Consider the following 24366-nt stretch of genomic DNA (forward strand, 5'->3'; position numbering starts at 1 on the left):
GCGCATGACCATCTCATCGATTTGCCCTTCAGCGCCGCCCGTAAAAGGCGCTGCAGGCGACACCCCACACCGCCGCCTGCGCCCGTGGCTGGCCGCTGTCCTGCTGACGTTGAGCGCCGCGTCTACCGGACTGACAAGCCCCCCGGTGCAGGCCGCCGCCGCGATCCCCGAGCATGGGCTGTCGCCGGGGCTGCGTGACAGCCTGCGCGAGGCCTTGGCCGAGCCCGAGGCCTTCGAGGACCCCATCGATGCCCTGCATTGGGTATTGAGCATGCAGCAGCGTCTGGAGCGCTACATGCCCGACCGTGCCGCGCGCATCGACCTGCTGCGCAAGGTGCGCCGCGAAGCGACGCGCACAGGCCTGGCACCGGAGTTGATCCTGTCCGTCATCCAGGTCGAGAGCGCCTTCAAACCCACCGCGGTCTCCCACGCAGGTGCCCGCGGCCTGATGCAGGTCATGCCGTTCTGGAAGCGTGAGATCGGCGAGCCCGACGACAACCTGCTAGATCAGGACACCAGCCTGCGTTACGGCGCGACCATCCTTGCCCACTATCTCAAACGCGAGAAAGGCGACATCACCGATGCGCTGGCACGCTACAACGGCAGCCTCGGCAAGACCTGGTACCCGGAGCGAGTGATGCGCGCCTGGACCACCCGCTGGTGGTATCAGGCGCCGGCGCCCTTCGTCGCCGAACGCTCGCCCGAAGGCCTTGTCGACACCGCCGACGAAGACGCGTCACGACGCGCCGAGACCAGCAGCACTGAGCCCGGCCAGGAACCGCTCGCCGCCGAGGATACTTTCGACGGCCCTGCCAACCGCTCGCTGGCCGCCGGCGGCAGCCCCTGACACGCCCGACAGCGCCTGACAGGCCCGACAGCAGGTGATGACAGCAGCTGTTGACGAGAAAAGCAGCAGACACGAAAAAGCCTCGCCCGGAACACCGGGCGAGGCTTTTTGCTTACCGCTTGCGATCAATCCCGCTGATCGTCAGACCAGTGTCGGGCCTGCCGCGATGATCGCCTCATCCACGCCGGCGAACTTCTTGAAGTTCTCGACGAACTTGGCTGACAGGTCACGCGCCTTGCTGTCGTAGGCAGCGCGGTCTTCCCAGGTCTCACGCGGGTCGAGCAGGCTGGAATCGACGCCCGGCACGCGTACCGGCACATCCAGGTTGAGCACGTCGATATGACGCGTCTCGATGTCCGCCAGCGCACCGTTCTGGATCGCGCTGATGATGCCGCGCGTGGTCGGGATGGAGAAGCGTGAGCCGCCCTCACCGTAGGAGCCACCGGTCCAGCCGGTGTTGACCAGGTAGACGCGTGAGCCGAAGGCATCGATGCGCTTGATCAGCAGGTCGGCGTATTCACGTGCCGGACGCGGGAAGAACGGCGCGCCGAAGCAGGTGGAGAAGGTGGCTTCGAGACCGGCGGTGGAGCCCATCTCGGTGGAGCCGACCTTGGCGGTGTAGCCGGACAGGAAGTGGTAGGCAGCGGCCTGCTTGCTGAGCACGGACACCGGCGGCAGCACGCCGGACATGTCGCAGGTCAGGAAGACGATGGCATTCGGCTCGCCGGCACGGTTTTCCGGCACGCGCTTCTCGATGTGCTCCAGCGGGTAGGCGGCACGCGAGTTCTGGCTCAGACGGTCATCACCGTAATCCGCGCCACGACGATCATCCAGCACCACGTTTTCCAGCACGGCACCGAACTTGATCGCGCTCCAGATCACCGGCTCGTTCTTCTCGGAAAGGTCGATGCACTTGGCGTAGCAGCCGCCTTCGATGTTGAAGACGGTGCCTTCGCCCCAGCCATGCTCGTCGTCACCGATCAGGTAACGTGCCGGGTCGGCGGACAGGGTGGTCTTGCCGGTGCCGGACAGGCCGAAGAACAGCGTGGTCTCGCCGTCGTCACCGACGTTGGCGGAGCAGTGCATCGGCAGCACGTCCTTTTCCGGCAGCAGGAAGTTCTGCACCGAGAACATGGCCTTCTTCATCTCACCGGCGTAACGCATGCCCGCCAGCAGGACGCGACGACGCGCGAAGTTGATCAGCACGACGCCGTCGGAGTTGGTGCCATCACGCTGTGGCTCGCAGGTGAAGTGCGGCGCGTTGAGGATGGTCCACTCGCTCTTGTCCTTGGCATTGAAGCTGTCCGGACGCACGAACATGGTACGCGCGAACAGGTTGTGCCAGGCCGTCTCGGTGGTCACGCGGATCGGCAGGTAGTGCTCGAGGTCAGCGCCGACATGCAGCTCGGAGACGAAGCTGTCGCGCTCGCCGAGGTAGTCCTCGACGCGCTCCCACAGGGCGTCGAAACGCTCCGGGCTGAACGGGCGATTGACGCTGCCCCAGTCGATGGCGTCCGAGGTGGACGGCTCGTCGACGATGAAACGGTCGTTCGGGGAGCGTCCACTACGGGCGCCCGTCTCCACGACCAGCGCGCCGTTGTCGGCCAGACGTCCTTCGCCGCGAGCCACTGCCAGCTCGATCAGCTCTGCGCTGCTGAGATTGGTGTGAGTGGTCACCGCACTGTCTTGATGCTTGCTCATTCGCGTCTCCGCGGCTCAGGGCCGCCCTCTCTCTTGATGGCTGAAGCCAGATGCCCGAGGTACATGCCACAGGCTTATTTTGTGATCGATCGTTGCTGCCCGATCGCGCATGACGGCATGCCATGACACCGTCGATACCACCAGCACAGGGCATCCGGCCCTGTGCTGGCAAGGCATTATGGCAAAAAGGGTGTCGGGCGGAAACGCCCATTGTTGCAACACTTTGGCGCAGTCGCCGTCGCCTGACGGACGACGATATGTCAGACAATCATCATCCCCGTGGCCAGCCGCCGGCGCGTCGGGAAATGCTCAATGCACGACGGGGCTTTCGGCGTCAGGATCTTCGATGATCGCTTCCACTTCCGCGGCACTGAAGGAATAGCGGGTATGGCAGAAGTGACACTGGGTGGCCAGCTCGCCCTGCTCGGCGACGATCTGACGCAGCTCGTCGGCGGCGATGCTGTGCAGGGCAGCGCCCAGACGCTCGCGCGAACAGGTGCAGCCGAAGCGCAGCGCCTTGGGCTCATAGATGCGCACGGTTTCTTCGTGATAGAGACGATGCAGCACTTCCTGCTGGTCCAGCGTCAGCAGCTCCTCGGCCTTGAGGGTCTCGGCCAGATGCACGACGCGCTCCCAGGCATCCGGGTCCTTGTTGGCGTCATCGTTGGGCAGCTGCTGCAGCATCACGCCGCCGGTGCGCTTGCCATCGGCCATCAGCCACAGGCGGGTCGGCAGCTGCTCTGACTGGCTGAAGTAGCTCTCCAGGCAGCCGGCGAGGCTGTCCTGATCGATGGCCACGATGCCCTGATAGCGCTTGCCTTCACGCGGGTCGAGGGTGATCACGATCTGCCCCTGGCCGACCAGCTCCTGAAGGCTGGACTCTTCCGTCGGCAACACCGCTTCATCGCTGAGGCGTGCGATGGCGCGCAGCTCACCGCCGGGGTTCGACTCGGCCATCAGCTGGCGCACGATACCGGTACCGCGCACTTCCAGCGTCATGGTGCCATCGAGCTTGATGGTCTCGGTCAGCAGCGCCACGGCCGCCAGCATCTCGCCCAGCTGGCGCGAGATGGCCTGCGGGTAAGAGTGACGATCGAGCACCTCGGCGTAGGCCTTGTCGAGTGTGACGATCTCGCCACGCACGTTGGTGGCATCGAACAGGAAGCGCTGGATCTGATCGAAGCTCGGCGCGGCCGCATCGTCAGTGGAATGGGAATCTTGCATGTCGTGTTCGCTCATTGAGGGACCTCAAGGCAGGCGTGAAGGGAGAGCGCACAAGCGCTCCCGTATCAGGCCGCCAACAACGATGTGCTGACACACATCGGTATGGAAATTGTGCCGGTCGGTGCCAAGGCACCCGGCGGTGACTCGCGCTGGCTCAGCTATCGGCATCCTGGCGCTGGAAGCGATGGATGTTGCGACGCTGTTTCTTGTCAGGACGGCCGGGAGGCGGCGTCATGCCCTGATTGCCGAGGCGACGCGTCTCGGCCTCACGCTCACGGCGCTCGCGGGACTCCTGCGTCTCCTGATAGAGCTTCTGGGCCTCCGGGGCGCCACGGCGCTGGTCGCTGAGGGCCAGCACCTCGACGACGAGGCGATCCCAGCCCTGCGGCACCTCGATCACGGCGCCGACCTCGACGGTCTTGGAGGTTTTCACCTTGCCGCCGTTGTACTGGATCTTGCCGCCTTCGATGGCTTTCTTGGCCATGCCACGCGTCTTGAAGAAGCGCGCCGCCCACAACCACTTGTCGATACGTACCTGATCGCTCATGACGCCTCCTTGCCCTCCCCGTCGCTCGAGACTCCGGCATTGGCCACCTCGGGGCCCGCGCCCTCGGTCAGCACTGCAAAGCCGTCCAGGCCGTGCACACGCTCGAAATCACGCGCAGGGCGCTTCGAGTCCGGCTGACGCACGCCCAGCAGATGGGCAATGCCATAGGTGTGGGCACTTTCCAGCACCTGCGGATTGTCATCGATGAACAGGGTACGCGCCGGATCGAAAGGCTCGATCTCGTTGAGCTTGTGCCAGAAGGCCTGCTCTTCCTTGGCGTGGCCCAGATCCGCGGATGACACCACGGCGTCGAAGTAGTCGCCCATGCCGGTCAGCGCGAACTTGAGATCGATGCCATGACGGTCGGCGTTGGTCGCCAGCACCACGCGTTGCGGCTGATCGCGCAGCCAGGCGAGGAAGTCCTCGGCCTCATGGCGATAGCCGATCAGATGCTGCACTTCACGCTTCAGGGCGATGACGTCGAGCTCGAGCTCACGGCTCCAGTAATCGAGGCTGTACCAGTTGAGCGTGCCGGACTCGCTGATGATGCGCACCTTGAGATCGGCCTGCAGCGCCTCATCGAGGCGGTGCAGCTCGCAATAGCGCCTGGGCAGGTGTTCGAGCCAGAAGTGGCTGTCGAAGTGAAGGTCAAGCAGAGTGCCGTCCATGTCCAACAGCACGGTGTCGATAGTGTTCCAGTCAAGCATCGGATTCTGTCAGCCAGAGGGAAATTTGGCCTCATAGTGTAAAGCATGGCCCACGGGCGCGCATGTGCAACGAGGGGCGATGGCGGCTTGTGATTGCCCCGCTCGCGGCGGCCTGCCACGATGAGCGACAGTGTTCTCTCTTCTCATACTGCCTCGCGAGGACTTGCGATGGATGATGCGCCAGATACCGTTCACCCGACCATGAATCATTCAGACGCCAGCCACACGCTGACGCCGCCGCGGATCGACTCACGCCGCGAGGTCGCGCGCTCGCGCCTGTTCGCCGTCGAAGCGCTGGAATTGACCTTCTCCAATGGCGCCACCCGCAGCTTCGAGCGCCTCAAGAGCGGCGGTCACGGCGCGGTGATGATCGTCGCCATGCCCGACCCCGACCACGTGCTGCTGATCCGCGAATATGCCGCTGGCCCTGAGCAATATGTGCTGACCCTGCCCAAGGGACTGATCGACCCGGGCGAGGACCCGGTGACCGCCGCCAATCGCGAATTGATGGAAGAATGCGGCTATGGCGCGCACAACATCGAGCCACTGGCCGAGCTGAGCCTGGCGCCCAACTACATGGATCACCGCATGAACGTGATGCTGGCGCGCGATCTGTTCGAAAAGCGCCTGCCGGGCGATGAACCGGAACCGCTGGTCGTCGAGCGCCACCGCCTCGACGAACTGCCGGCGCTGCTGGCGCGTGAGGACTTCCACGAGGCGCGCGCGATCGCGGCGCTGTTCATGGCCCGCGAACGCCTGCTGGCCGGGGAAGATACCTACAGCCCTCGCTGGTGGTAGGGGCTTGGTGGCAAGCAACGATGACAAGCACCTGAGGGGCCAGCCACCTCTTCCCTGCCCCTCACCCCCCTGCTTTACGTGCTCCCATACGACGACAAGCCCCCGCCAATGGCGGAGGCTTGTCGTTTCACTCGCGATGCGCTCAAGCGGGTCGTGCTGGCGACTCGTTCAGGCACCGCAAGATCCATTGCGGGTCTGGCCTGAGACCAGACCATCAAGACACGTTTATTCGGTCTTCATGCTGCCATCAGCGGTGTTGGACGAACCGGATTCCGGGCTGACGCCCATATGGTCTTCGCCCTTGTCCATGACCTTGCCGTGCTTGGCGGACTCGGACTGGGCCGTGCCACCTTCCACCATCATGGAATCCTTCTTGGTGTTGGCAGAACCACTCTCGGTGTTGCGTTCGGCGTCGTCATGCACCTTGCCATCTTCATGACCCGCAGCAGTACCGCCCTCTACCTTGGTGGAGTGGGCGCCAGTGTTGGCGGAACCGGTGTTGCTGGATTCGTGGTGCTCGGCAAAGGCAGCAGTGGTCGGCAGTGCCAGGGCAGTCGCGAAAAGTGCAGCAGTCAGCTTCTTCATGATCCATCCTCCAGTAGCGGTCTGTTGCAAGAGACGAGCAGATGATTCGCTCGGCCGTTGCCGGTAAGCCTTCAAGAGCCCCGAGACTGGATGTCTCGAGTTCCAGGCTCCACAAGACGCTCCTAACTATCTCAACGACGTCTTGTGGTACTGCGTCAAATCTTTGCGGCGCATGTCTCAAACACTCTCTAGCGCGTCGGCTGCTTGTCGGAGCATTCTTCAAAAAACGTCACCAGAGTTGTACCCGAACCTGCTGGTGTCATTCTTGACGAAAGCGCCAATCTGCCGAGGCGTGTTGCGTCACATGCGCCCTGATGCCTAAAGATATGGAACTACAGGGCCAGACTTTCAAGCAGAGAAGGGAAAGAAAAATATCTTTCTTCCAGATTTCCTATACAAGAGTGAGATATCGGCTCGCGTTTAATTAGCGCCCATATGGACTGCTGGCCGCTCATCAGGCGGCTTGCCGCGCGTCGGTTGCCTGACGCCATGCGTCAAGTGGCGCAAGATGGCTTGCAGTATTTTACTCAACGAAACATTTTGTAACCCTATGACTCCACGACATCGCCCATCTCTGCGGTCATCGGCAGTGGTCGCCACACCTCCCTCTGCAAGCACCGCCATCACCTGAATGACAGGAGACTCACATGCCAGACGTGCTGATCGGGGGACTCGCAGGACAGGGACCCAAGGGCCACATCACGCTAGCCGGGGCACTGGCCAATCGACACGGCCTGGTCGCCGGTGCGACAGGTACCGGCAAGACCGTCACGTTGCAGGTGCTGGCTGAAGAGTTTTCGCGCATGGGAGTGCCGGTGTTCACCGCCGACGTCAAGGGTGACCTCTCCGGTATCGCCGCGGCGGGTGCCCCGCATCCGCGCGTCGATGAACGTCTCGCCAGCCTCGGCATCAATGACTGGCAGCCTCAGGCCGCGCCCGTCAGGCTGTGGGATCTGTTCGGCAAGAGCGGGCATGCAGTGCGCGCCAGCGTGGCTTCCATGGGGCCTGAGCTGATGTCGACCCTGCTGGAATTGAACGACACCCAGAGTGGCCTGATGCACCTGGCCTTCGATCATGCCGAGCGTGAAGGGCTGGAGCTGATCGACCTCAAGGACCTGATCAGCCTGCTCAAGCATATCGAGCGTGAACGCGAGGGCTTCGAGGAGCGCTATGGCAGTGTCAGCCCCCAGAGCCTCGGCGCCATGCTGCGCCGAGTGCATGTGCTGGCCACCCAGGGCGGCGAGCGCTTCTTCGCCGAACCGGCGCTCGACATCAATGACATGCTGGCGACCACGGGCGAGGGAGACCAGACACGCGGCTTCATCAATCTGCTCGATGGGCGTGAGTTGATGCAGAGTCCACGCCTCTATACCACCTTCCTGCTGTGGTTCCTGTCGACGCTCTTTCGCACCCTCCCCGAACGCGGCGATGCCGATCGCCCGGTGCTGGTGTTCTTCTTCGACGAGGCCCACCTACTGTTCGATGCCGCTCCCAAGGCATTGCTTGAGCGCCTCGAGCAGACGGTGCGCCTGATTCGCTCCAAGGGGGTCGGCGTCTACTTCGTGACCCAATCCCCCGCCGACATCCCCGATGACGTACTCGGCCAGCTGGGCAACCGGATCCAGCATGCCCTGCGCGCCTTCACTCCACGCGACCAGAAGGCCGTCAAGACCGCTGCCGAGACCTTCCGCCCCAATCCGGCCCTCGATACGGCTCAGGTGATCACGGAGCTGGGCGTGGGCGAGGCACTGGTCTCGGTGCTCGACAGCAAGGGCACGCCCACCCAGGTGGAGCGCACCTTGATCGCGCCGCCGCGGGGGCGGATCGGCCCGTTGAGTGACAGCGAGCGCACAGCGCTGCTGGCAAGCTCATCACTGGCCGGTCGCTACGATGAAGTGATAGACCGTGAATCGGCTCACGAGCGTCTCGAGGCGCAACTGACGAGCTCGGCGACGGCCCAGGTTCGGCCGGAGGAGACACCAGCGACAACGCCTGACACCACGCCGTCTACCGCAGAACCTGATGGAAGCGCTCAAGCCGCTGCCAGCGCCGCCCGCCGCGACACCGAGCAAACAAGTCCGGTGGCCGAAAGCGCCCCGCGCACAGGCGGCAGGCAGCGTCAGGGCGTCATGGAGACCCTGCTCAAGTCCGTGATGCGCGCCCTGGGATCGCAACTGGGACGGACGCTGATTCGCAGTCTGCTGCGCTCCTTCACTCGCCGTTGAGGCTCGCACCTTTCAGTCTGATACCACGCCAACAGCCTGAAGCGCTCCTTGGCAAGGAAAGGCTTTTCCCGGCAAGCAAGCTCTCGAGACTGAGAGACTCATCCTTCACGAAAAGCAGGACATCACCCATGGTCATTTGACCATGGGTGATGTCCTGCTTTCGCTATCCGAGGCTGCTGACATCATATCGTCGCGCAAACTTCATTCGCTCTCGGCAAGGAGACGCCATACTGATGTTTGCTGCTTACCGGCAGCACACCATGACACACACGCGCTTGCCACTACTCTCGGGGAGACTTGACGATGTGCATGAGCAATGAAGCATTGGAATTGTGGCTGAACGACAACTGGTTCTCGATCGAACTGGCGTTGGAAGCCATCGATATGGAAGCGACAGCGGAACCTCAGCTGGCAGAAGCCGCCTGAGCCAACAACGTTACGCATGACGACAGCGGGATCCTGCCTGCCCCACCGGTGACACCAGGTGTGAAACGGCACAGGACACGGATGACAGGACGAGCAGCACACAGACTCTGCCACGCATGACGACGCATCATGGTGGGCAGAGAAAGAACTTGTCGGGGAGGCCGTCGATCAGCCATCGACCGGCCTCCCCGTTTCTTTTGTACCACCACCAGAGTCATGGCCTGGCGCGTCTCCAATCCAGTCGCACCTCGAAAGGCCCCGTCAGTCTTACGTGTATGAACAGTTGATTTCCTGCCCCGGCAAAACGCCCGTTCATCGCTCCCAACCGCCATACTCTTTTTTGGTCATTCCCTCTCCCCGCAACATGCAAGATAAGGATGTCACATGCTGCCTACTCCGCCCGCGCGACCACCCTCTTCGGGGCACTCGAGTCCAGTTGATACCTCAGAGCTCTCGCCACAAGCCGCCGCCGCGACTGTCTTCCTCAATGAGAATCTCGGACCCGCCCAGCTGCAAGCGTTGTTTGCCCTGACACTCGCCCCTGCGGGAACCTTCAGCGAACAGCTCAGAGAGTACCTGGTGACCGCTTGCCGCCTGCTGGGGATGACCACCGGCATCCTCGGCCACGCTGAGGCCAATCGCTATGAAATCATGGCGGCAGTCAATCCGCCGCCCGACAAGGTCGAGGGCGCGATCGCACCGTTGAACGAGACCTTCTGCAATGAAGTCGTTGAGCAGGCTGGCTGCATCGCCTACGCCAATATCGCGACCACGCCAGCACTCGAGGCTCATCCGGCCCTCAAGTCGATGCCCTTCCAGAGCTATATCGCCACCCCGGTGTGGACCGAAGGCCGTCTGACCGGCACCGTCTGCTTCGGCGACACCTCACCGCGCGCGGCAGATTTCAGCGCCAGCGATCGTGCACTGGTCGAGACACTGGCCAGCCTGCTGGGAGGCTTGATCGATCGCGAGAATGCGCGCAAGCGGCTGACCAGTGAACTGAGCAACCTGCGCCTCGCCTACCAGGAGATGGAGCTGCTGTTCTCGCGCTGCCAGCTCCCGATGGCGATCATGGACTTCCATGGCCATTGGACACGTCTCAATCCGGCGCTGGCCCAACTGCTGGGGACGGAGAGGGGTGAACTGCAGCGTGGCGCGCTGGAGGATGTCTCCCACCCTGCTGACATGCAGGCCTGTCAGGAGGTGCTTCTGGCCATGCAGGCCGGCGAGATCACCCACTTCGAGCAGCCGCATCGCTATCTGGGCAGACAGGGGCAGATTATCGAAGTCATGCTGCATCTGGATGTGATCGACAGCCACTCCGGCGTCATTCTCAGCCAGCACCAGGACCTCAGCGAGCGACGCTCCCACGAGGAGAGCCTGGCCCGCATGCGGCACAAGCTGGCCAGCATGGCGCCCCCGGGCCCGGCCGTGCCGTCGGTGCTGGACAAGCTGTTGCCCACCGAGATCTTCGAGCAACAGCTGGATGGTGAGATCGCGCGCAGTGCACGCCACGGGCAGCCACTGTCGATCCTGCTGCTCAACGTGGATGCCTTTACCGACTTCAATCGCCAGTACGGCCGCGCCGCAGGAGACCGCGCACTGCAGCAGGTCTCCACCATTCTGCGCAACGCGACACGCAAGAGCGACCTGCTCAGTCAGCGCGACGATGGCTCACTGATCGCGGTACTGGGCCAGACCGATTCCAGCGGCGCCATCATCCTCGCCGAGCGCGTCCGTCATGCCACGGCAGAACTGCATGGTCTCGACGGGCCGGTCACCTGCAGCATAGGGCTGACCTGCTATCACCCGGCGCCGGATACGCTCACGCTGGCCAACCGTCTCGAGCTCTGCGAACGCGCCCAGCACGCACTCAAGAAGGCCAAACGCCAGGGACGCAATCGCGTGCGCTTCCTGGAGCTTGAGCCGGTCATCCCGACCGACACCTTCGCAAGCCCCCAGGCCCCGAGCGGCTTCCCCTCGCCCGATCTGCCCTGAGTGCGGTCTTTCGTGTGTACGACCTGCCGCGGATGCCCTTCAGGCACCTCCCCATCAACGACAACGGCCACCCCGAAGGGTGGCCGTTGTCGTTTGACTCACACAGGCTTGCGCAGTGTCTCAGCGCAGAGGCCTGCTCTGAGACCGGGTCAGATATCTGAAGCCGATTCTCAGTCCAGCTTGCTCAGGTCGCGCACGGCGCCCTTGTCAGCGGAAGTCGCCAACAAGGCATAGGCCTTGAGCGCGGCGGAGACACGACGGTTGCGCTGGATGCTCGGCTTCCAGGCATCCTTGCCACGGGCATCCATCGCTTCACGGCGCTCATGTAGCTCGCTGTCGCTCAGCTTGACGTTGATGGTGCGGTTCGGGATGTCGATCAGGATGGTGTCGCCATGCTCGACCAGACCGATGGCACCGCCCGCCGCCGCTTCCGGAGACGCGTGGCCGATGGACAGGCCCGAGGTACCGCCGGAGAAACGACCGTCGGTGAGCAGCGCACACGCCTTGCCCAGCCCCTTGGACTTGAGATAGGACGTCGGGTAGAGCATTTCCTGCATGCCCGGACCGCCCTTCGGCCCTTCGTAGCGGATGATCACGACGTCGCCTTCCTTGACCTTGTCGGCCAGGATGTCTTCCACCGCCTGATCCTGGGACTCGCAGACGTAGGCACGGCCTTCGAAGACGAGGATGGAGTCATCGACGCCAGCGGTCTTCACCACGCAACCATCCAGTGCGATGTTGCCGTACAGCACGGCCAGGCCGCCCTGGGTGGAGAAGCAATGGTCGTAATCGCGGATACAGCCCTGAGCGCGATCACCATCCAGGCTCGGCCAGCGCGCGCTCTGCGAGAAGGCGGTCTGGGTCGGAATACCACCCGGGCCGGCGCGATAGAACTCGACGACTTCATCAGTGGGCGAACGCATGATGTCCCACTCTTCCAGCGCCGCAGACAGCGAGTCGCCGTAGACGGTCGGCACGGAGGTATCCAGCACACCGGCACGATCCAGCTCGCCCAGGATCCCCATGATGCCGCCGGCACGATGGACATCCTCGATGTGATATTTCTGGGTATTCGGCGCCACCTTGCACATCTGCGGCACGCTGTGGGACAGCTTGTCGATGTCGGACATGGTGAAGTCGACACCGGCTTCCTGAGCGGCAGCCAGCAGGTGCAGGATGGTATTGGTCGAGCCACCCATGGCGATATCCAGCGTCATCGCGTTGGCGAAGGCGGCGCGGGAGCCGATGGCACGCGGCAACAGATGCTCTTCGTTGCCTTCGTAGTAACGGCGCGCCAGCTCGACGATGCGATGCCCGGCGTTCTCGAACAGACGACGACGATCGGAGTGCGTAGCCAGCACGGTGCCGTTGCCCGGCAATGCCAGACCCAGCGCTTCCATCAGGCAGTTCATGGAGTTGGCCGTGAACATGCCCGAGCAGCTGCCACAGGTCGGGCAGGCGCTGCGCTCGATCTCGGCGACCGTCTCGTCGTCGACGCTGTCATCGGCGGCGATGACCATGGCATCGACCAAGTCGAGGCCGTGATCCAGCAGCTTGGTCTTGCCGGCTTCCATCGGGCCGCCGGAGACGAAGATGACCGGGATATTGAGGCGCATGGCGGCCATCAGCATCCCCGGGGTGATCTTGTCACAGTTGGAGATGCACACCAGCGCATCCGCACAGTGGGCATTCACCATGTATTCGACGCTGTCGGCGATCAGGTCACGCGACGGCAGCGAATACAGCATGCCGTCGTGGCCCATGGCGATGCCATCATCGACCGCGATGGTGTTGAATTCCTTGGCGACGCCGCCGGCCTTCTCGATCTCGCGCGCGACCAGCTGACCCATGTCCTTGAGGTGGACGTGGCCCGGCACGAACTGGGTAAAGGAGTTGGCAACGGCGATGATCGGCTTCTGGAAGTCGCCATCTTTCATGCCGGTGGCGCGCCACAGGGCGCGAGCGCCGGCCATGTTACGACCTGCGGTGGTCGTACGGGAGCGATACTCTGGCATGGTAAACCTCATTCAATGCTTGGCCGCTCTCCTGTGCGAAGAGGGACTGATTCATGGAATTGCGCCTGGCAGGGTCAGGAAATTGACGCCGCCCTTCTGCGCAATCCGCTGCAGAATCACTCCGTACGGGAGCGGCTTCTGTTTTGGTCAGGCGGCGCCCCGCTCGGGGTACGCACACCTGGTGTCCAGAGGAGACGCGTGCCTCTTGGGTCAACGCTGTCTGCCTAGGTCAATTCTGTCATGTACCGGCCCCGCTTGCCTACCAGATAGCGCCGCCCACGCCACCAGCAGCCCCGAAAGATGCCGACAAGCGCCGAAAGCGTTGAATGAAGCGGCCTCTAGCGTGGGCCTGCGGCGGGAGGCGCTGATTACACTGAAGGACGACACATCAGGCAATGCCAGACACCCCACAAGGAACAGGAGTCACCCATGGCCGGAAAATTCGTCATCACTCGGGGCAAGGACAGCAAGTTCTACTTTGCGCTGAAGGCAGGCAACGGCGAGAAGATCCTGCAGAGTCAGGGCTATGCCGACAAGCGCGGCTGCCTGAACGGCGTGGAGTCCGTGCGCAAGAATGCCGTCGAGGAAAAACGCTTCACCCGGGAAGTCGCCAAGGACGGACGTTTCTATTTCACCTTGCTGGCCGCCAACAGCCAGCAGATCGGTCGCAGTCAGATGTACAAGTCGGAATCCGGGCGCGACAACGGCATCGCCAGCGTAGGGCGCAATGCCGCCGAGGCGGCCGTCCTCGAGCAACTCGACACCGCCTGAGCACGAACCAGGCTGAATAGCCCCTTTCACGATCACCCTCCCGATCGCTCTTCCAATCGCCCTTCCAATCGCTCTCCCAGGCTCTCCCGGAATCGCCAGACCCAAGCCAAGGAAGAAGAAAGCACAGGCAGCAGAAAGCACAGCAACGACAGAGGCCCCGCCAATTGGCGGGGCCTCTGTCGTCCTGCGGCTGATTTCGGCGCTGGTTGAGCTCAACATCTGGCGCTCAGCATCTGGCGCTCAGGGCCTGGCAATCAGCGCTTGTCACTCACGTCTCGCCGCTGATCACACACCACTCAATGACGCTGGGCGCTGTCACTGTCGAAGACCACACGCGAGACATCCGCGTAGCGCGCCGCGAAGTGCACGATCATGCCTTCCTTCAGGTATTCCGGCAGCTCATCGTAATCGCGCTGGTTGGCCTGCGGCAGAATCAGCTCGTAGATATCACTGCGCCGCGCCGCGATCACCTTCTCGCGGATACCCCCCACCGGCAGCACCTGACCGGTCAAGGTCAGCTCACCGGTCATCGCCAGCCCCTTGCGCGGCGCCTGATGCTTGGCCAACGACATCAGCGCCGTGGTCATGGTCACGCCGGCGCTGGGTCCGTCCTTGGGCGTCGCGCCTTCAGGCACGTGCAGGTGAATGAAGGACTCATTGAAGAAATCCGCCTCGGCATCGTAGGCCTCGAGATTGGCCAGCGTGTAGGAGTAGGCGATGTTGGCCGACTCCTGCATCACGTCGCCCAGCTTGCCGGTCAGCTTCAAGCCACGTGTCAGGCCATGCACCCGGGTGGCTTCGATGGGCAGGGTCGCACCGCCCATGCTGGTCCAGGCAAGCCCGGTCACCACGCCTTCGCCGGCCAGGACCTTCTCGCGACGGAAGATCGGCGCACCGAGGAATTCCTCGAGATTCTTGACCGAGACCTTCACGGTCGGAAGCTCCTCTTCCAGCAACTTCACCGCCGCCTTGCGCACGATACGGTGCAGCTGTTTCTCCAGCTGACGCACGCCGGCCTCACGGGCATAGCCCTCGATGACCTGACGCAGCGCGGCGTCACTCAGATTGATGCGTTTCTTGGGGATGTTGTCGCGGGTCAGCAGCTTCGGCCACAGGTGGTGCTTGGCGATCGCCATCTTCTCCTCGGCGATGTAGCCGGAGAGGCGAATCTGTTCCATGCGGTCCAGCAGCGGGCCGGGGATGCTGTCCAGCGTATTGGCGGTACACACGAACAGCACCTTGGAGAGATCGAGGCGCACATCGAGGTAGTGATCGAGGAAGTCGACGTTCTGCTCCGGGTCGAGCACCTCGAGCAGCGCCGAGGCCGGGTCGCCCTGGAAGGACTGCCCCAGCTTGTCGATCTCATCGAGCATGATCACCGGGTTCTCGACCTTGACCTCCTTGAGCGCCTGCACCAGCTTGCCGGGCATGGCGCCCACGTAGGTGCGGCGATGGCCCTTGATCTCGGACTCATCGCGCATGCCGCCGATCGAGAAGCGATAGAACTCACGACCCAGCGCCTGGGCGATGGAGCGCCCGATGGAGGTCTTGCCCACGCCGGGCGGGCCGACCAGCAGCAGGATCGAGCCGCCGACATCGCCCTTGAAGGTGCCCTCGGCCAGAAACTCGACAATGCGTGACTTCACATCATCCAACCCATCGTGATCGCGATTGAGCACGGTACGCGCATGCGCCAGATTGAGCTGATCGGTGGAGGTGATGCCCCACGGCAGCGAGGTCAGCCAGTCAAGATAGTTGCGTGTGGTGCCGTATTCCGGCGAGCCGGTCTCCAGCACCGACAGCTTGTCGAGCTCATCATCGATGCGCGACTGGACGCGCTCCGGCACCTTGAGCTCGTCGAGACGCGCGCGGAAGGTATCGACGTCGTTCTCGCGATCATCCTTGGAGATGCCCAGTTCACGCTGGATGACCTTGAGCTGCTCGCGCAGGAAGAATTCACGCTGATGCTTCTCCATCTGCGCGTTGACCTGCTGGGAGATCTCGGTCTGCAGCTGTGCGACCTCGATTTCCTTGCGCAGCAGGGGCAGCACCTTCTGCATGCGCTCCATCACCGGCAGAGACTCCAGCACTTCCTGAAGCTCAGCGCCCTTGGCCGAGGTGATGGCGGCGGCGAAATCGGTCAGCGGGCCGGGCTCATGCGGGCTGAAGCGATTGAGGTACTGCTTGAGCTCCTCGCCGTACAGCGGGTTGATCGGCAGCAATTCCTTGATGCCGTTGATCATCGCCATCGCGTAGGCGCGCGCCTCATCGCTCTCGGCATCGACCGGCTCACGCGGATAGATGACCTCGACCAGATAGGGAGGCTTGCGCGACAACCAGCGCGTGATGCGGAAGCGGCGCAGCCCCTGGGCGATGAACTGTACCTGATCATCGCCGTCTTCAGGCTTGTGGACGCGCACGGCGGAGCCGATCTCGGGGAAGTGCTCGACCCCCAACTCATCGACCTCGACATCGCCGACGAAGGCCAGACCGACAGCATGATGCGGCGTATTGCCGACCAACTGCATGGTCTCGGCCCAACGCTGCTTGTTGATCACCAGCGGCTGAACCTGGGCCGGGAAGAACGGGCGATTGTGAATCGGCAGCAGGTAGATGCGCTCCGGCAGCTGGTCACCACTCGGCACCAACCCACCCGAGGCGGAAGAAGAAGGCTCTTGTGACTGGCTGTCATCCTCGAAGCCGGCAAGAATATCGTCGTTATCGGAAATCTCTTCGTGACGTGGCATGCAACCCTCATGAAACCAGGCCTCGATTGAGGCGATCATCTCCACCAATGCGGCCAGTGAGCCACTTTATCAAGGCAGGCTTGCCGCACCGGGGGCGCAACACTGCGTGTTCAGGGTGGCACCTGATGCGCCCCCTGGAAACGACAATGCCCGCCATGAGGCGGGCATTGTCGTTTCCAGCATACTACACGGTGCTGGCGTCACTGAGCTCTCGTGACACCAGCGCCGCGCATCTCCCTCAGTAGATCGGGGTGCCGTTGATCTTCACGCTGTCACCATCGATCTCGACCACGAGGTTGCGGTCAGCGGCCTGCGGAGAGACACCCGCCATCATGGCCATCATCGGCGGCACGTTGCGGAACTCGAAGCGCCCGCTCAGACGATTCAGGAAGGCCTGCTGACCCGGCACGGTCTGTAGTTCCTGAATGGTCAGATCGGTGATATCGGCACCATCGAGAATCATCTGGCCATCACCCTGCATGTCGACACCGAAGGCATCGCTCTTGGCATTCAGCGATTCCAGCGTCATGCGCGGAGAGGTGCTCAGCATGGTGAACAGCGGCGCTTCGACCTTCTCGAGGATGGCGACCTGCTGCTCTTCGCTCAGCTCCTCGAACGGCTTGCCCGCTTCTTCCAGCAAGTCCTGCAGCTGGGTGATGAAGTCATAGACGGCCGCGCCCTGCAGACGATCGATCGAGATGGACACATCGCCGCTGGCCATTTGCTGATCACCCGCGCTGACATCCTGCACCGACAGCTTCATCAGATAGCGCAGCTCGGTCGGGTCCAGACGCGTCTCGCCGCTGTAACGGATATCGCTGGCGACCACTGGCGGCTGACCGGTGCCGTTGTCGATGGTCAGGGTGTCCAGCACGATCTTGTCGTCCTGGCGGAAGTCATTGTCCGCCCCACGATAGATGCCGTTGAGGCTCAGGGTGCCGACGCTGACCTTCTCGGCGCCATTGGTGATATCGAACGGCGTGATCTCGCCATCCACGGTAATTTCCGGCGTGTCACCGCCATTGTGGGAGGCCAGCAGCTCGCCACCCTGGAAGTCGATGCGCGTACCGCTCTCCGGGTCCTGCCAGTCAAAGGCCGGCAAGGTCAGGGTGGTGTCGCTGGCGCCGCTGAAGTTGTCGACGCTGCCATCGAAGGCGATCGCCTTGCCATCGCCGAGCACTTCGGCGAAGACGTCGCGTGACGGCGTACCGTACAGCACCTTGACATTGCCCTGCATGGTGGTCGACAGCAGGCCGTGGCCGGCTTCATAGGGCAATACGATGCGCATGGGACCTTCACCGTCCCCGGTGGCGAGTTCCATCTCCACCCGGCCCGTGGAGCCGAACCAGCCGCTGTCGACATCCTCACGGGTCGCCTTGATGTCGGAGCTCCTGTCGAGCTCTGCCACCATGCGGGCCATCTCATCTTCAAAGCGCTGGCTTGAGTAAGCCACGCCGCCGACATAGCCGGCTGCCCCGATGACGACCACTGCCGTCGCGGTTACCAGTCCCTTGCCCATCGCATTAACCCTTGTCCGTTATTGGAGCATCACACCGTCTGCGCGGTGCCTCTTGTCGCATCTGCTTCCATCAGTGAAACATGTGCGTGAGCCTCGCCGCCAAGGCAGCGAAGCGTCAGTGCAACCACAGCCACAGATGCATCGTCGACCAGGCATAGATACCGGCGAAGACGTCATCCAGCATGATGCCGAAGCCACCGGCAACCCGGCGGTCGGCCCAGCGAATCGGCCATGGCTTGAGAATATCGAAGACCCGGAAGACCACGAAGCCCCATAGCGCTGCCTGCCAAGAGAATGGCACGGCGGCCATCGTGATCCAATAGCCGACGAATTCGTCCCAGACGATCCCGGAGTGATCATGCACACCGAGATCGCGCGAGGTGCGATCACAGATCCAGATCCCGACCAGCGACGCGACCAGCACGATGGCCAGATACGGCCACAGCGTGAGGTTGGTCATCAACCAGTAGAACGGGATTGCCGCGAGAGTACCGAAGGTGCCCGGTGCAAAGGGCGCGGTACCACTGCCCAACCCGAAGGCCAGGAAGTGCACGGGGCGCCGCCAGACACTGGCGGGTGCGCGATTCATGGTGCCACCCCGTTCGCGTTACGTGGCGACGCATCACCGCAGGAGCCGTCTGACCCAGAGGCCTGCGTGGCAGAGCCCTGTGTGTCAGAGCCCTGTGTGACAGAAGCCTGCGAGGCAGAGAAATGCTGCCAGCTCTGGCCCGTCGCTGCCTGTTCAACGCCATTGTCCATCAGCATCACGCGCGGCGCATCGCTGCCCGCCGCCTGCATGCGACCGATGACATTCAAGGACAGATTGAGCGAGCGCAGGGCGAGCCTGGCCGTCTCGAGATTCTCTTGGGGCAGCGTGAGCAACAGCTCGTAATCGTCGCCGCCATTGAGGACTGCCTCGCGGGCGCCCTGCTCGCCAAGCGCCGTGATCAGCTCGGGCGCCAGCGGCAGTTCGCCAAGCTCCAGCGCCGCCGACAGCTGACTGGCACGACAGATGTGTGCCAGATCGCCCATCACGCCATCGGAGACATCCAGGCCCGCACTGGCAAGCTCACGCAGCGCCAGCCCCGCATCGACCCGCGGTTCTGGTCGCAGGTAGGCCGCCAGGCAAGGATTCAGCACGTCGCGTACGCCATCCTGCCAGGCCTTGAGGCCAGCATGCGCCAGCCCCGGCAGGCCAGTGACCGCGATGAGATCCCCCTCGCGGGCACCATCACGCCGCAGAATCGGGCGGGCCACGCTGTCGGCCTGCTGGGCAGGCTCGAGCACGCACGGCAGCTCGCCATGCACAGTGATCGTGATGGCGAGCGGGCCGCGCGTGACGTCGCCGCCTACCAGCGCGATGCCGTAGCGATCCGCCAGCGCATGGAAACCGGCCGCAAAACCATGCAGCCAGTCTTCATCCACGTCCGGCAACGTCAGAGCCAGCAATGCCCAGCGCGGGGTCGCGCCCATCGCCGCCAGATCAGACAGATTGACGGCCAGGGCGCGATGGCCAATGGACGCCGCAGGCGCATCCGGCGGGAAGTGCACCCCCGCCACCGAGGTATCGACACTGACCGCCATCTGCATGCCATCACTGGCGGCAAGAAGTGCACAGTCGTCACCCGGCCCCAGCAACACGCCCGGTGCCCCGGACAGATCGCGCTGGAAGTAGCGGGCAATCAGCTCGAATTCACCTGGCATGTCAGCGCAGGCGGGCCTGGGTCACCTCGGCACTGCGCAGCTTGACTGCCAGCTTGTCGAGGATCCCGTTGACGTACTTGTGCCCGTCGGTGGCACCGAAGGTCTTGGCCAGCTCGACCCCTTCGTTGATCGCCACGCGATACGGCACTTCCATGCGCTTGGACAGCTCATAGGCGCCCAGACGCAGGATGGCCAGCTCGATCTCGTCGAGATCCTGCAGGCGACGGTCGAGCAGCGGGCTGATGCTGGCATCCAGTTCTTTCTGGAAGCGCGGCACGTTGTGCAGCAGTTCGTGGAACAGCGCCTGGTCGGCGATGCGCATCACCTCGACCCAGTTCTCGTGCAGCTCGACGTCATCGTCGACCTTTTGACCACGGAACTCGGCTTCGATGGTGGTCATGTTCTTGCCGGTCATCTGCCACTGGTAGATGCCCTGCACGGCCAGCTCGCGAGCGGCGCGACGCGCCTGCTGCTGCTTGGACGGCTCGCGCTCGGTACGTTCCTTGCGTTCGCTCACGCGTCACCTCCCATGGCCTTGAGCAGGGAGACCATTTCCATCGCCGCCATGGCCGCTTCGGTACCCTTGTTGCCAGCCTTGGTGCCGGCACGCTCGATGGCCTGCTCGATGGAATTCACCGTCAGCACGCCATTGGCGACCGGGGTGTCGAATTCGAGCTGCAGACGCGACAGCGCGGAGTTGCACTCACCGGCGACGTATTCGAAGTGCGGCGTACCACCGCGGATCACTGCACCCAGCGTGATGACGGCGTGCGGCTTGACCTTGGCCAGCACGGCCTTGACGGCCAGCGGAATTTCCCAGGCACCCGGCACGTGGATCAGGTCGATGTTTTCCTCATCGACGCCGTGGCGTACGAGAGAATCGACCGCGCCTTCCACCAGGCTGTCGACGACATGGTGGTTGAAACGCCCGACGACGATGACGTAACGGCCATCGACATTGGTGAAAGTGCCTTCGAGTTGAGCAATCGGTTGCATGGTCAGTCCACAATGCTAGCGCCCCGGAGAACCGGGGCGGGGATATCAATCATACCGGGGAAGGCCGCCAGAATTGCGCGACCTCCCCCGCCATTTGGGGTGCCGAAGCGCTTACGCGCCCGCGGCATCTGCGCCTGTCTCGCCTACCGTGTCATCACTGCCGACCAGTTCGACCACTTCGAGGCCAAACCCGGACAGGGCAGAGAATTTCCACGGCGAGCTGAGCAGACGCATCCGGCCGACACCGAGATCCCGAAGGATCTGGGCACCGGTACCGGTGGTCAGATAATTGCCCGCACCATCGGATTCGTTGGTGCGCGGCGTACGACGTCGTCCGAGGAAGACATCGAGACGATCCTTGTAATCCATCGCGTCGCTGCCGGTGTCCAGCAGTACCAGCACGCCGGCATCGGCGGCGGCGACTTCGGCGAGCGCATCATTGAGCGCCCAGCTGCTGCTACCCGGCTGACGCAGGGTCAGCAGGTCGCGCATCGGGTCCTGCACGTGCACGCGCACGGTGGTCAAAGACTCGGCGTCCGGCGTGCCCTTGACCAGCGCCAGGTGGTGACGGCCCTGGATCCGATCGCTGAAGCAGTGCAGCGTCAGCTCGCCGAAGGCGGTCTCGACCTGCTCGCTGTCCAGCACTTCCACGGTCTGCTCATTGTGGATGCGATATTCGATCAGGTCCGCAATGGTGCCGACCTTGAGGTCGTGCTCGGCGGCGAAGCGCTCGAGCTCTTCACGACGCGCCATGCTGCCGTCGTCGTTCATGACCTCACAGATCACGCCGGTCGCGCCAAAGCCCGCCATGGACGCCAGGTCACAGGCCGCCTCGGTATGGCCGGCACGACGCAGCACGCCACCCGGTTCCGCCATCAGCGGGAAGATGTGCCCCGGCTGGACGATGTCCTGCGGGCGCGCATTGCGCGCGGCGGCAGCCTGCACGGTACGGGCGCGGTCAGCCGCCGAGATACCGGTGGTGACGCCTTCGGTGGCCTCGATGGAGAGCGTGAACTTGGTGCCGAAGCCGGAACCGTTGGCCTGAACCATCAGTGGCAGCTGGAGCTGTTCGCAATGCTCACGCGACATCGGCATGCAGATCAAGCCACGCGCGTGGCGTGCCATGAAGTTGATGTGCTCGGCTGTCACGGCTTCCGCGGCGATGATGATGTCGCCTTCATTCTCACGATCCTCGTCATCCATGAGGATGACCATCTTGCCTTGCCGGATATCCTCGACGAGTGCTGCGATGCCTGATAGCGCCATGCTTGCTCCACTTTACGGGCTGCGCCGGCCCATGCCGGACCCACGCGTATTATCAAAAAGTCGGGCGTCAGGGTACCCCGCCACCCCGTTTTGCGCCAGCACCCAGCGACGCCGCTGTCGCCAGACGGCGGCAAGTGCTTGCGTGACAAGAAGAAATCAGTCGCCGCTCTCCTGCGGGTCTGGCGATGCTACTGGCACTGCGGTGATACGCCAATCACGCCCCACCGCCCGGATATCGCGAATCTCGACCCGGCGCTGCTGCGCCATGTGATCCAGCCCCGGCAGCGCCAGCAGCGGGCGAGCCTCGCCGCCCAGCAGCGTCGGGGCCATGAAGAGTTGCATCTCATCGACCAGCCCCGTATTAATCATGGCCCCGGCCAGTACCGCGCCGGTTTCCAGCAGTACCTCATTGGCCTGCTCGTGCTCGGCCAGATAGTGCAGCAGGGACTCAAGGTCCACGCGGCCATCCGCGCCGGCCGGCAGCGCCAACACTTCGGCACCGGCCGCCTCCAACAAGGTACGTCGCTCAGCCTGCGCCGCTGTCTCATCCGCGACACATACCAGCAGCGTACGACCGGGTTGCGCCAGAATGCGCGCCGCCAGCGGCAGACGCAGGTGGCTGTCCACCACCACGCGCAACGGCTGACGCGCCACCAGCGCCTCGAGCCCCAGCGGATGGTCTTCGAGCCCGAGCTGGTCGGCGCGCACATTGAGACGCGAATCATCGAAGATGACCGACTCGATGCCGCTCATCACCACGCTGGAGCGCGCGCGCAGACGCTGCACGGCGCTGCGCGCTTCGGGGCCGGTGATCCACTGGGATTCGCCGGAGGCCATCGCCGTGCGACCGTCCAGACTCATGGCCTGCTTGAGGCGCACGAAGGGCCGACCGCGCTCCATGCGTGACAGGAAGCCGGGATTGAGCGCTCGCGCCTCCTGCTCCATCACCCCGACCGTCACCGCGATGCCCGCGCCCTGCAGCAGCGCGATGCCGCGCCCGGCAACCTGCGGATTCGGATCACGCATCGCGATCACCACCCGCGAGACGCCCGCCGCGATCAGCGCCAGCGAGCAAGGGCCGGTACGCCCGGTGTGGGAGCAGGGCTCCAACGTCACATAGGCCACGCAGCCCAGCGCGCGCTCGCCTGCCTCTGCCAGCGCATTGACCTCGGCATGCCCTTCCCCGGCACGCACGTGAAAGCCGCTCGCGATCACCTCGTCGGTCTCGGCCTCTACCAGCACACAGCCGACACGCGGATTGGGCTGCGTCGTGTAGCTGCCCAGGCGCGCCAGGCGCAGGGCGTGGGCCATGTGGCGCGCATCACGCGCCGAGGGAGCACTGCGGTCGCGAGAGTGGCTGTCGCGAGAATGGCTGTCACGGGGAGCATGAGAAGCATGAGGAGAAAGAGACATGCGATACCTTGGCGTGAAACGAGAGAAGGTCAGGCGTAGCCCAGGCGGTGGCCAATACTTCGAGGCCTGAGCCACGCAGCGTGACGCGACAGGACCAGCAGGCGCAGGCCTCGAGGGCATCTGCAAGGATGCCTGTGTCGAGATATCAGGGTCGCGCGTCTTCCTCGCCCGGCAGGAAGCTGGGCTCCTGGGCGAGACGGTCGATCTCGGCGCGGAACTCATCAAGATCCTGGAAGCGACGATAGACCGAAGCGAAGCGGATATAGGCGACCTGATCCAGCCGCTTGAGCTGCTGCATGACCTCATCGCCGATGCGCCGCGCCTCGATCTCACGCTCGCCGGTGGCACGCAGACGCTGACGAATGCGCTCCACCGCGGCCTCGATCAGTTCGGAGGATACCGGGCGCTTTTCCAGCGCGCGCAGCATGCCGGCACGCAGCTTGTGCTCATCGAAGCTCTCACGCGAGCCGTCGCCCTTGACCACGCGCGGCATGACCAGCTCCGCCGTTTCGTAAGTCGTGAAACGCTCACCGCAGGCCGCGCACTGGCGACGCCGCCGCACCTGGTCACCCTCGACCACCAGTCGGGAATCCGTGACCTTGGTTTCATGAGTTCCACAGAAGGGACAGTGCATGTTGGAGAGCCTGCTTGGGTGCGAGGTGGCTGCGGCCCCGCGCGAAGCACAGCGAGGAAGTGGCGCAGCGCAGCCGAATGACAGCGAATGGCGGGTATTGTAACCGTTAAGGCCCCGCCACGGGAGCCTATGTCAGCCTCGACATGACTGAACTAGCCTTGGGGAGCGACCAAAGGGAGGCAGGAGTTTCCTGCATTGTCGCCTCGGGTGGCGGGCACCGCGGCGAAAGCGTCAATCAACCTG

Annotated in this window: 20 protein-coding genes; 5 read left to right on the plus strand and 15 right to left on the minus strand. The window is 63.6% G+C overall.

What is annotated here, in order from left to right; genetic code table 11:
- Positions 1 to 4 precede the first annotated feature (4 nt).
- Entirely contained in the window at positions 5 to 847 is an 843-nt protein-coding gene (locus tag R2R70_RS08230; RefSeq protein ID WP_410977782.1) for a lytic transglycosylase domain-containing protein, read from the plus strand.
- 141 nt (positions 848 to 988) lie between these two features.
- Here the strand turns inward: R2R70_RS08230 and R2R70_RS08235 are convergent, their stop codons facing one another.
- From R2R70_RS08235 to yrfG, 4 genes are all read right to left on the minus strand, one after another.
- Positions 989 to 2548 carry a phosphoenolpyruvate carboxykinase gene (locus R2R70_RS08235; protein ID WP_410977783.1) on the minus strand — a complete coding sequence of 520 codons (1560 nt, stop codon included), beginning with the start codon at positions 2546 to 2548 and terminating at the stop codon, positions 989 to 991.
- A 309-nt stretch (positions 2549 to 2857) separates the two neighbouring features.
- Positions 2858 to 3772 carry an Hsp33 family molecular chaperone HslO gene (gene hslO, locus R2R70_RS08240; RefSeq protein WP_052384283.1) on the minus strand — a complete coding sequence of 305 codons (915 nt, stop codon included), beginning with the start codon at positions 3770 to 3772 and terminating at the stop codon, positions 2858 to 2860.
- A 154-nt stretch (positions 3773 to 3926) separates the two neighbouring features.
- Entirely contained in the window at positions 3927 to 4319 is a 393-nt protein-coding gene (locus R2R70_RS08245) for an RNA-binding S4 domain-containing protein (RefSeq protein WP_043331366.1), read from the minus strand.
- A complete protein-coding gene (gene yrfG, locus R2R70_RS08250; RefSeq protein ID WP_410977784.1) occupies positions 4316 to 5026 on the minus strand; it encodes a GMP/IMP nucleotidase in 711 nt (236 codons plus the stop codon). Before yrfG ends, R2R70_RS08245 begins: the two co-directional genes overlap by 4 nt.
- Before the next feature lie 201 nt (positions 5027 to 5227).
- Here yrfG and nudE point away from each other — a divergent pair, with 201 nt between their 5' ends.
- Positions 5228 to 5824, plus strand: a complete 597-nt coding sequence (gene nudE, locus R2R70_RS08255; RefSeq protein WP_410977883.1) for an ADP compounds hydrolase NudE — start codon at positions 5228 to 5230, stop codon at positions 5822 to 5824.
- A 225-nt stretch (positions 5825 to 6049) separates the two neighbouring features.
- Here nudE and R2R70_RS08260 read toward each other — a convergent pair whose 3' ends face one another.
- Complete coding sequence (locus R2R70_RS08260) at positions 6050 to 6409, minus strand: hypothetical protein (RefSeq protein WP_054555534.1); 360 nt, start codon at positions 6407 to 6409, stop codon at positions 6050 to 6052.
- Positions 6410 to 7056: 647 nt separating this feature from the next.
- Here R2R70_RS08260 and R2R70_RS08265 point away from each other — a divergent pair.
- Both R2R70_RS08265 and R2R70_RS08270 read left to right on the plus strand, forming a co-directional pair.
- A complete protein-coding gene (locus R2R70_RS08265) occupies positions 7057 to 8634 on the plus strand; it encodes a helicase HerA-like domain-containing protein (protein ID WP_410977785.1) in 1578 nt (525 codons plus the stop codon).
- 810 nt (positions 8635 to 9444) lie between these two features.
- Positions 9445 to 11058, plus strand: coding sequence for a diguanylate cyclase domain-containing protein (locus R2R70_RS08270; RefSeq protein WP_410977786.1), 1614 nt, complete (start codon positions 9445 to 9447; stop codon positions 11056 to 11058).
- Positions 11059 to 11228: 170 nt separating this feature from the next.
- Here R2R70_RS08270 and ilvD read toward each other — a convergent pair whose 3' ends face one another.
- Positions 11229 to 13073, minus strand: coding sequence for a dihydroxy-acid dehydratase (gene ilvD / locus R2R70_RS08275; protein WP_107336223.1), 1845 nt, complete (start codon positions 13071 to 13073; stop codon positions 11229 to 11231).
- Between the two features lie 429 nt (positions 13074 to 13502).
- Here ilvD and R2R70_RS08280 point away from each other — a divergent pair, with 429 nt between their 5' ends.
- Entirely contained in the window at positions 13503 to 13844 is a 342-nt protein-coding gene (locus R2R70_RS08280; RefSeq protein WP_043331370.1) for a YegP family protein, read from the plus strand.
- A gap of 296 nt (positions 13845 to 14140) precedes the next feature.
- Here the strand turns inward: R2R70_RS08280 and lon are convergent, their stop codons facing one another.
- From lon to nrdR, 9 genes are all read right to left on the minus strand, one after another.
- The gene (lon, locus tag R2R70_RS08285; protein WP_410977787.1) at positions 14141 to 16591 is read right to left on the minus strand and encodes an endopeptidase La; all 2451 of its coding nucleotides are present in this window, start codon (positions 16589 to 16591) and stop codon (positions 14141 to 14143) included.
- Positions 16592 to 16829: 238 nt separating this feature from the next.
- A complete protein-coding gene (locus R2R70_RS08290; RefSeq protein ID WP_410977788.1) occupies positions 16830 to 18110 on the minus strand; it encodes a DUF945 family protein in 1281 nt (426 codons plus the stop codon).
- Between the two features lie 115 nt (positions 18111 to 18225).
- A complete protein-coding gene (locus R2R70_RS08295) occupies positions 18226 to 18699 on the minus strand; it encodes a phosphatidylglycerophosphatase A (RefSeq protein ID WP_043331372.1) in 474 nt (157 codons plus the stop codon).
- On the minus strand, positions 18696 to 19814 hold the full coding sequence (thiL, locus tag R2R70_RS08300; RefSeq protein WP_410977789.1) for a thiamine-phosphate kinase: 1119 nt from the start codon (positions 19812 to 19814) through the stop codon (positions 18696 to 18698). The genes R2R70_RS08295 and thiL overlap by 4 nt, the downstream gene beginning before the upstream one ends.
- Position 19815: 1 nt before the next feature.
- Positions 19816 to 20331: a transcription antitermination factor NusB gene (nusB, locus tag R2R70_RS08305; protein WP_054555539.1), complete on the minus strand. Its 516-nt coding sequence runs from the start codon at positions 20329 to 20331 to the stop codon at positions 19816 to 19818.
- On the minus strand, positions 20328 to 20810 hold the full coding sequence (gene ribE, locus R2R70_RS08310) for a 6,7-dimethyl-8-ribityllumazine synthase (protein WP_043331374.1): 483 nt from the start codon (positions 20808 to 20810) through the stop codon (positions 20328 to 20330). The genes nusB and ribE overlap by 4 nt, the downstream gene beginning before the upstream one ends.
- A 111-nt stretch (positions 20811 to 20921) precedes the next feature.
- A complete protein-coding gene (gene ribBA, locus R2R70_RS08315; protein ID WP_107336221.1) occupies positions 20922 to 22076 on the minus strand; it encodes a bifunctional 3,4-dihydroxy-2-butanone-4-phosphate synthase/GTP cyclohydrolase II in 1155 nt (384 codons plus the stop codon).
- A 156-nt stretch (positions 22077 to 22232) separates the two neighbouring features.
- Positions 22233 to 23387: a bifunctional diaminohydroxyphosphoribosylaminopyrimidine deaminase/5-amino-6-(5-phosphoribosylamino)uracil reductase RibD gene (gene ribD, locus R2R70_RS08320; RefSeq protein WP_234368300.1), complete on the minus strand. Its 1155-nt coding sequence runs from the start codon at positions 23385 to 23387 to the stop codon at positions 22233 to 22235.
- Between the two features lie 247 nt (positions 23388 to 23634).
- A complete protein-coding gene (gene nrdR, locus R2R70_RS08325) occupies positions 23635 to 24123 on the minus strand; it encodes a transcriptional regulator NrdR (protein ID WP_043331377.1) in 489 nt (162 codons plus the stop codon).
- Positions 24124 to 24366 lie beyond the last annotated feature (243 nt).

This window comes from Cobetia sp. SIMBA_158, from assembly GCF_046566945.1.
In the GTDB taxonomy this organism is placed as follows: domain Bacteria; phylum Pseudomonadota; class Gammaproteobacteria; order Pseudomonadales; family Halomonadaceae; genus Cobetia; species Cobetia amphilecti.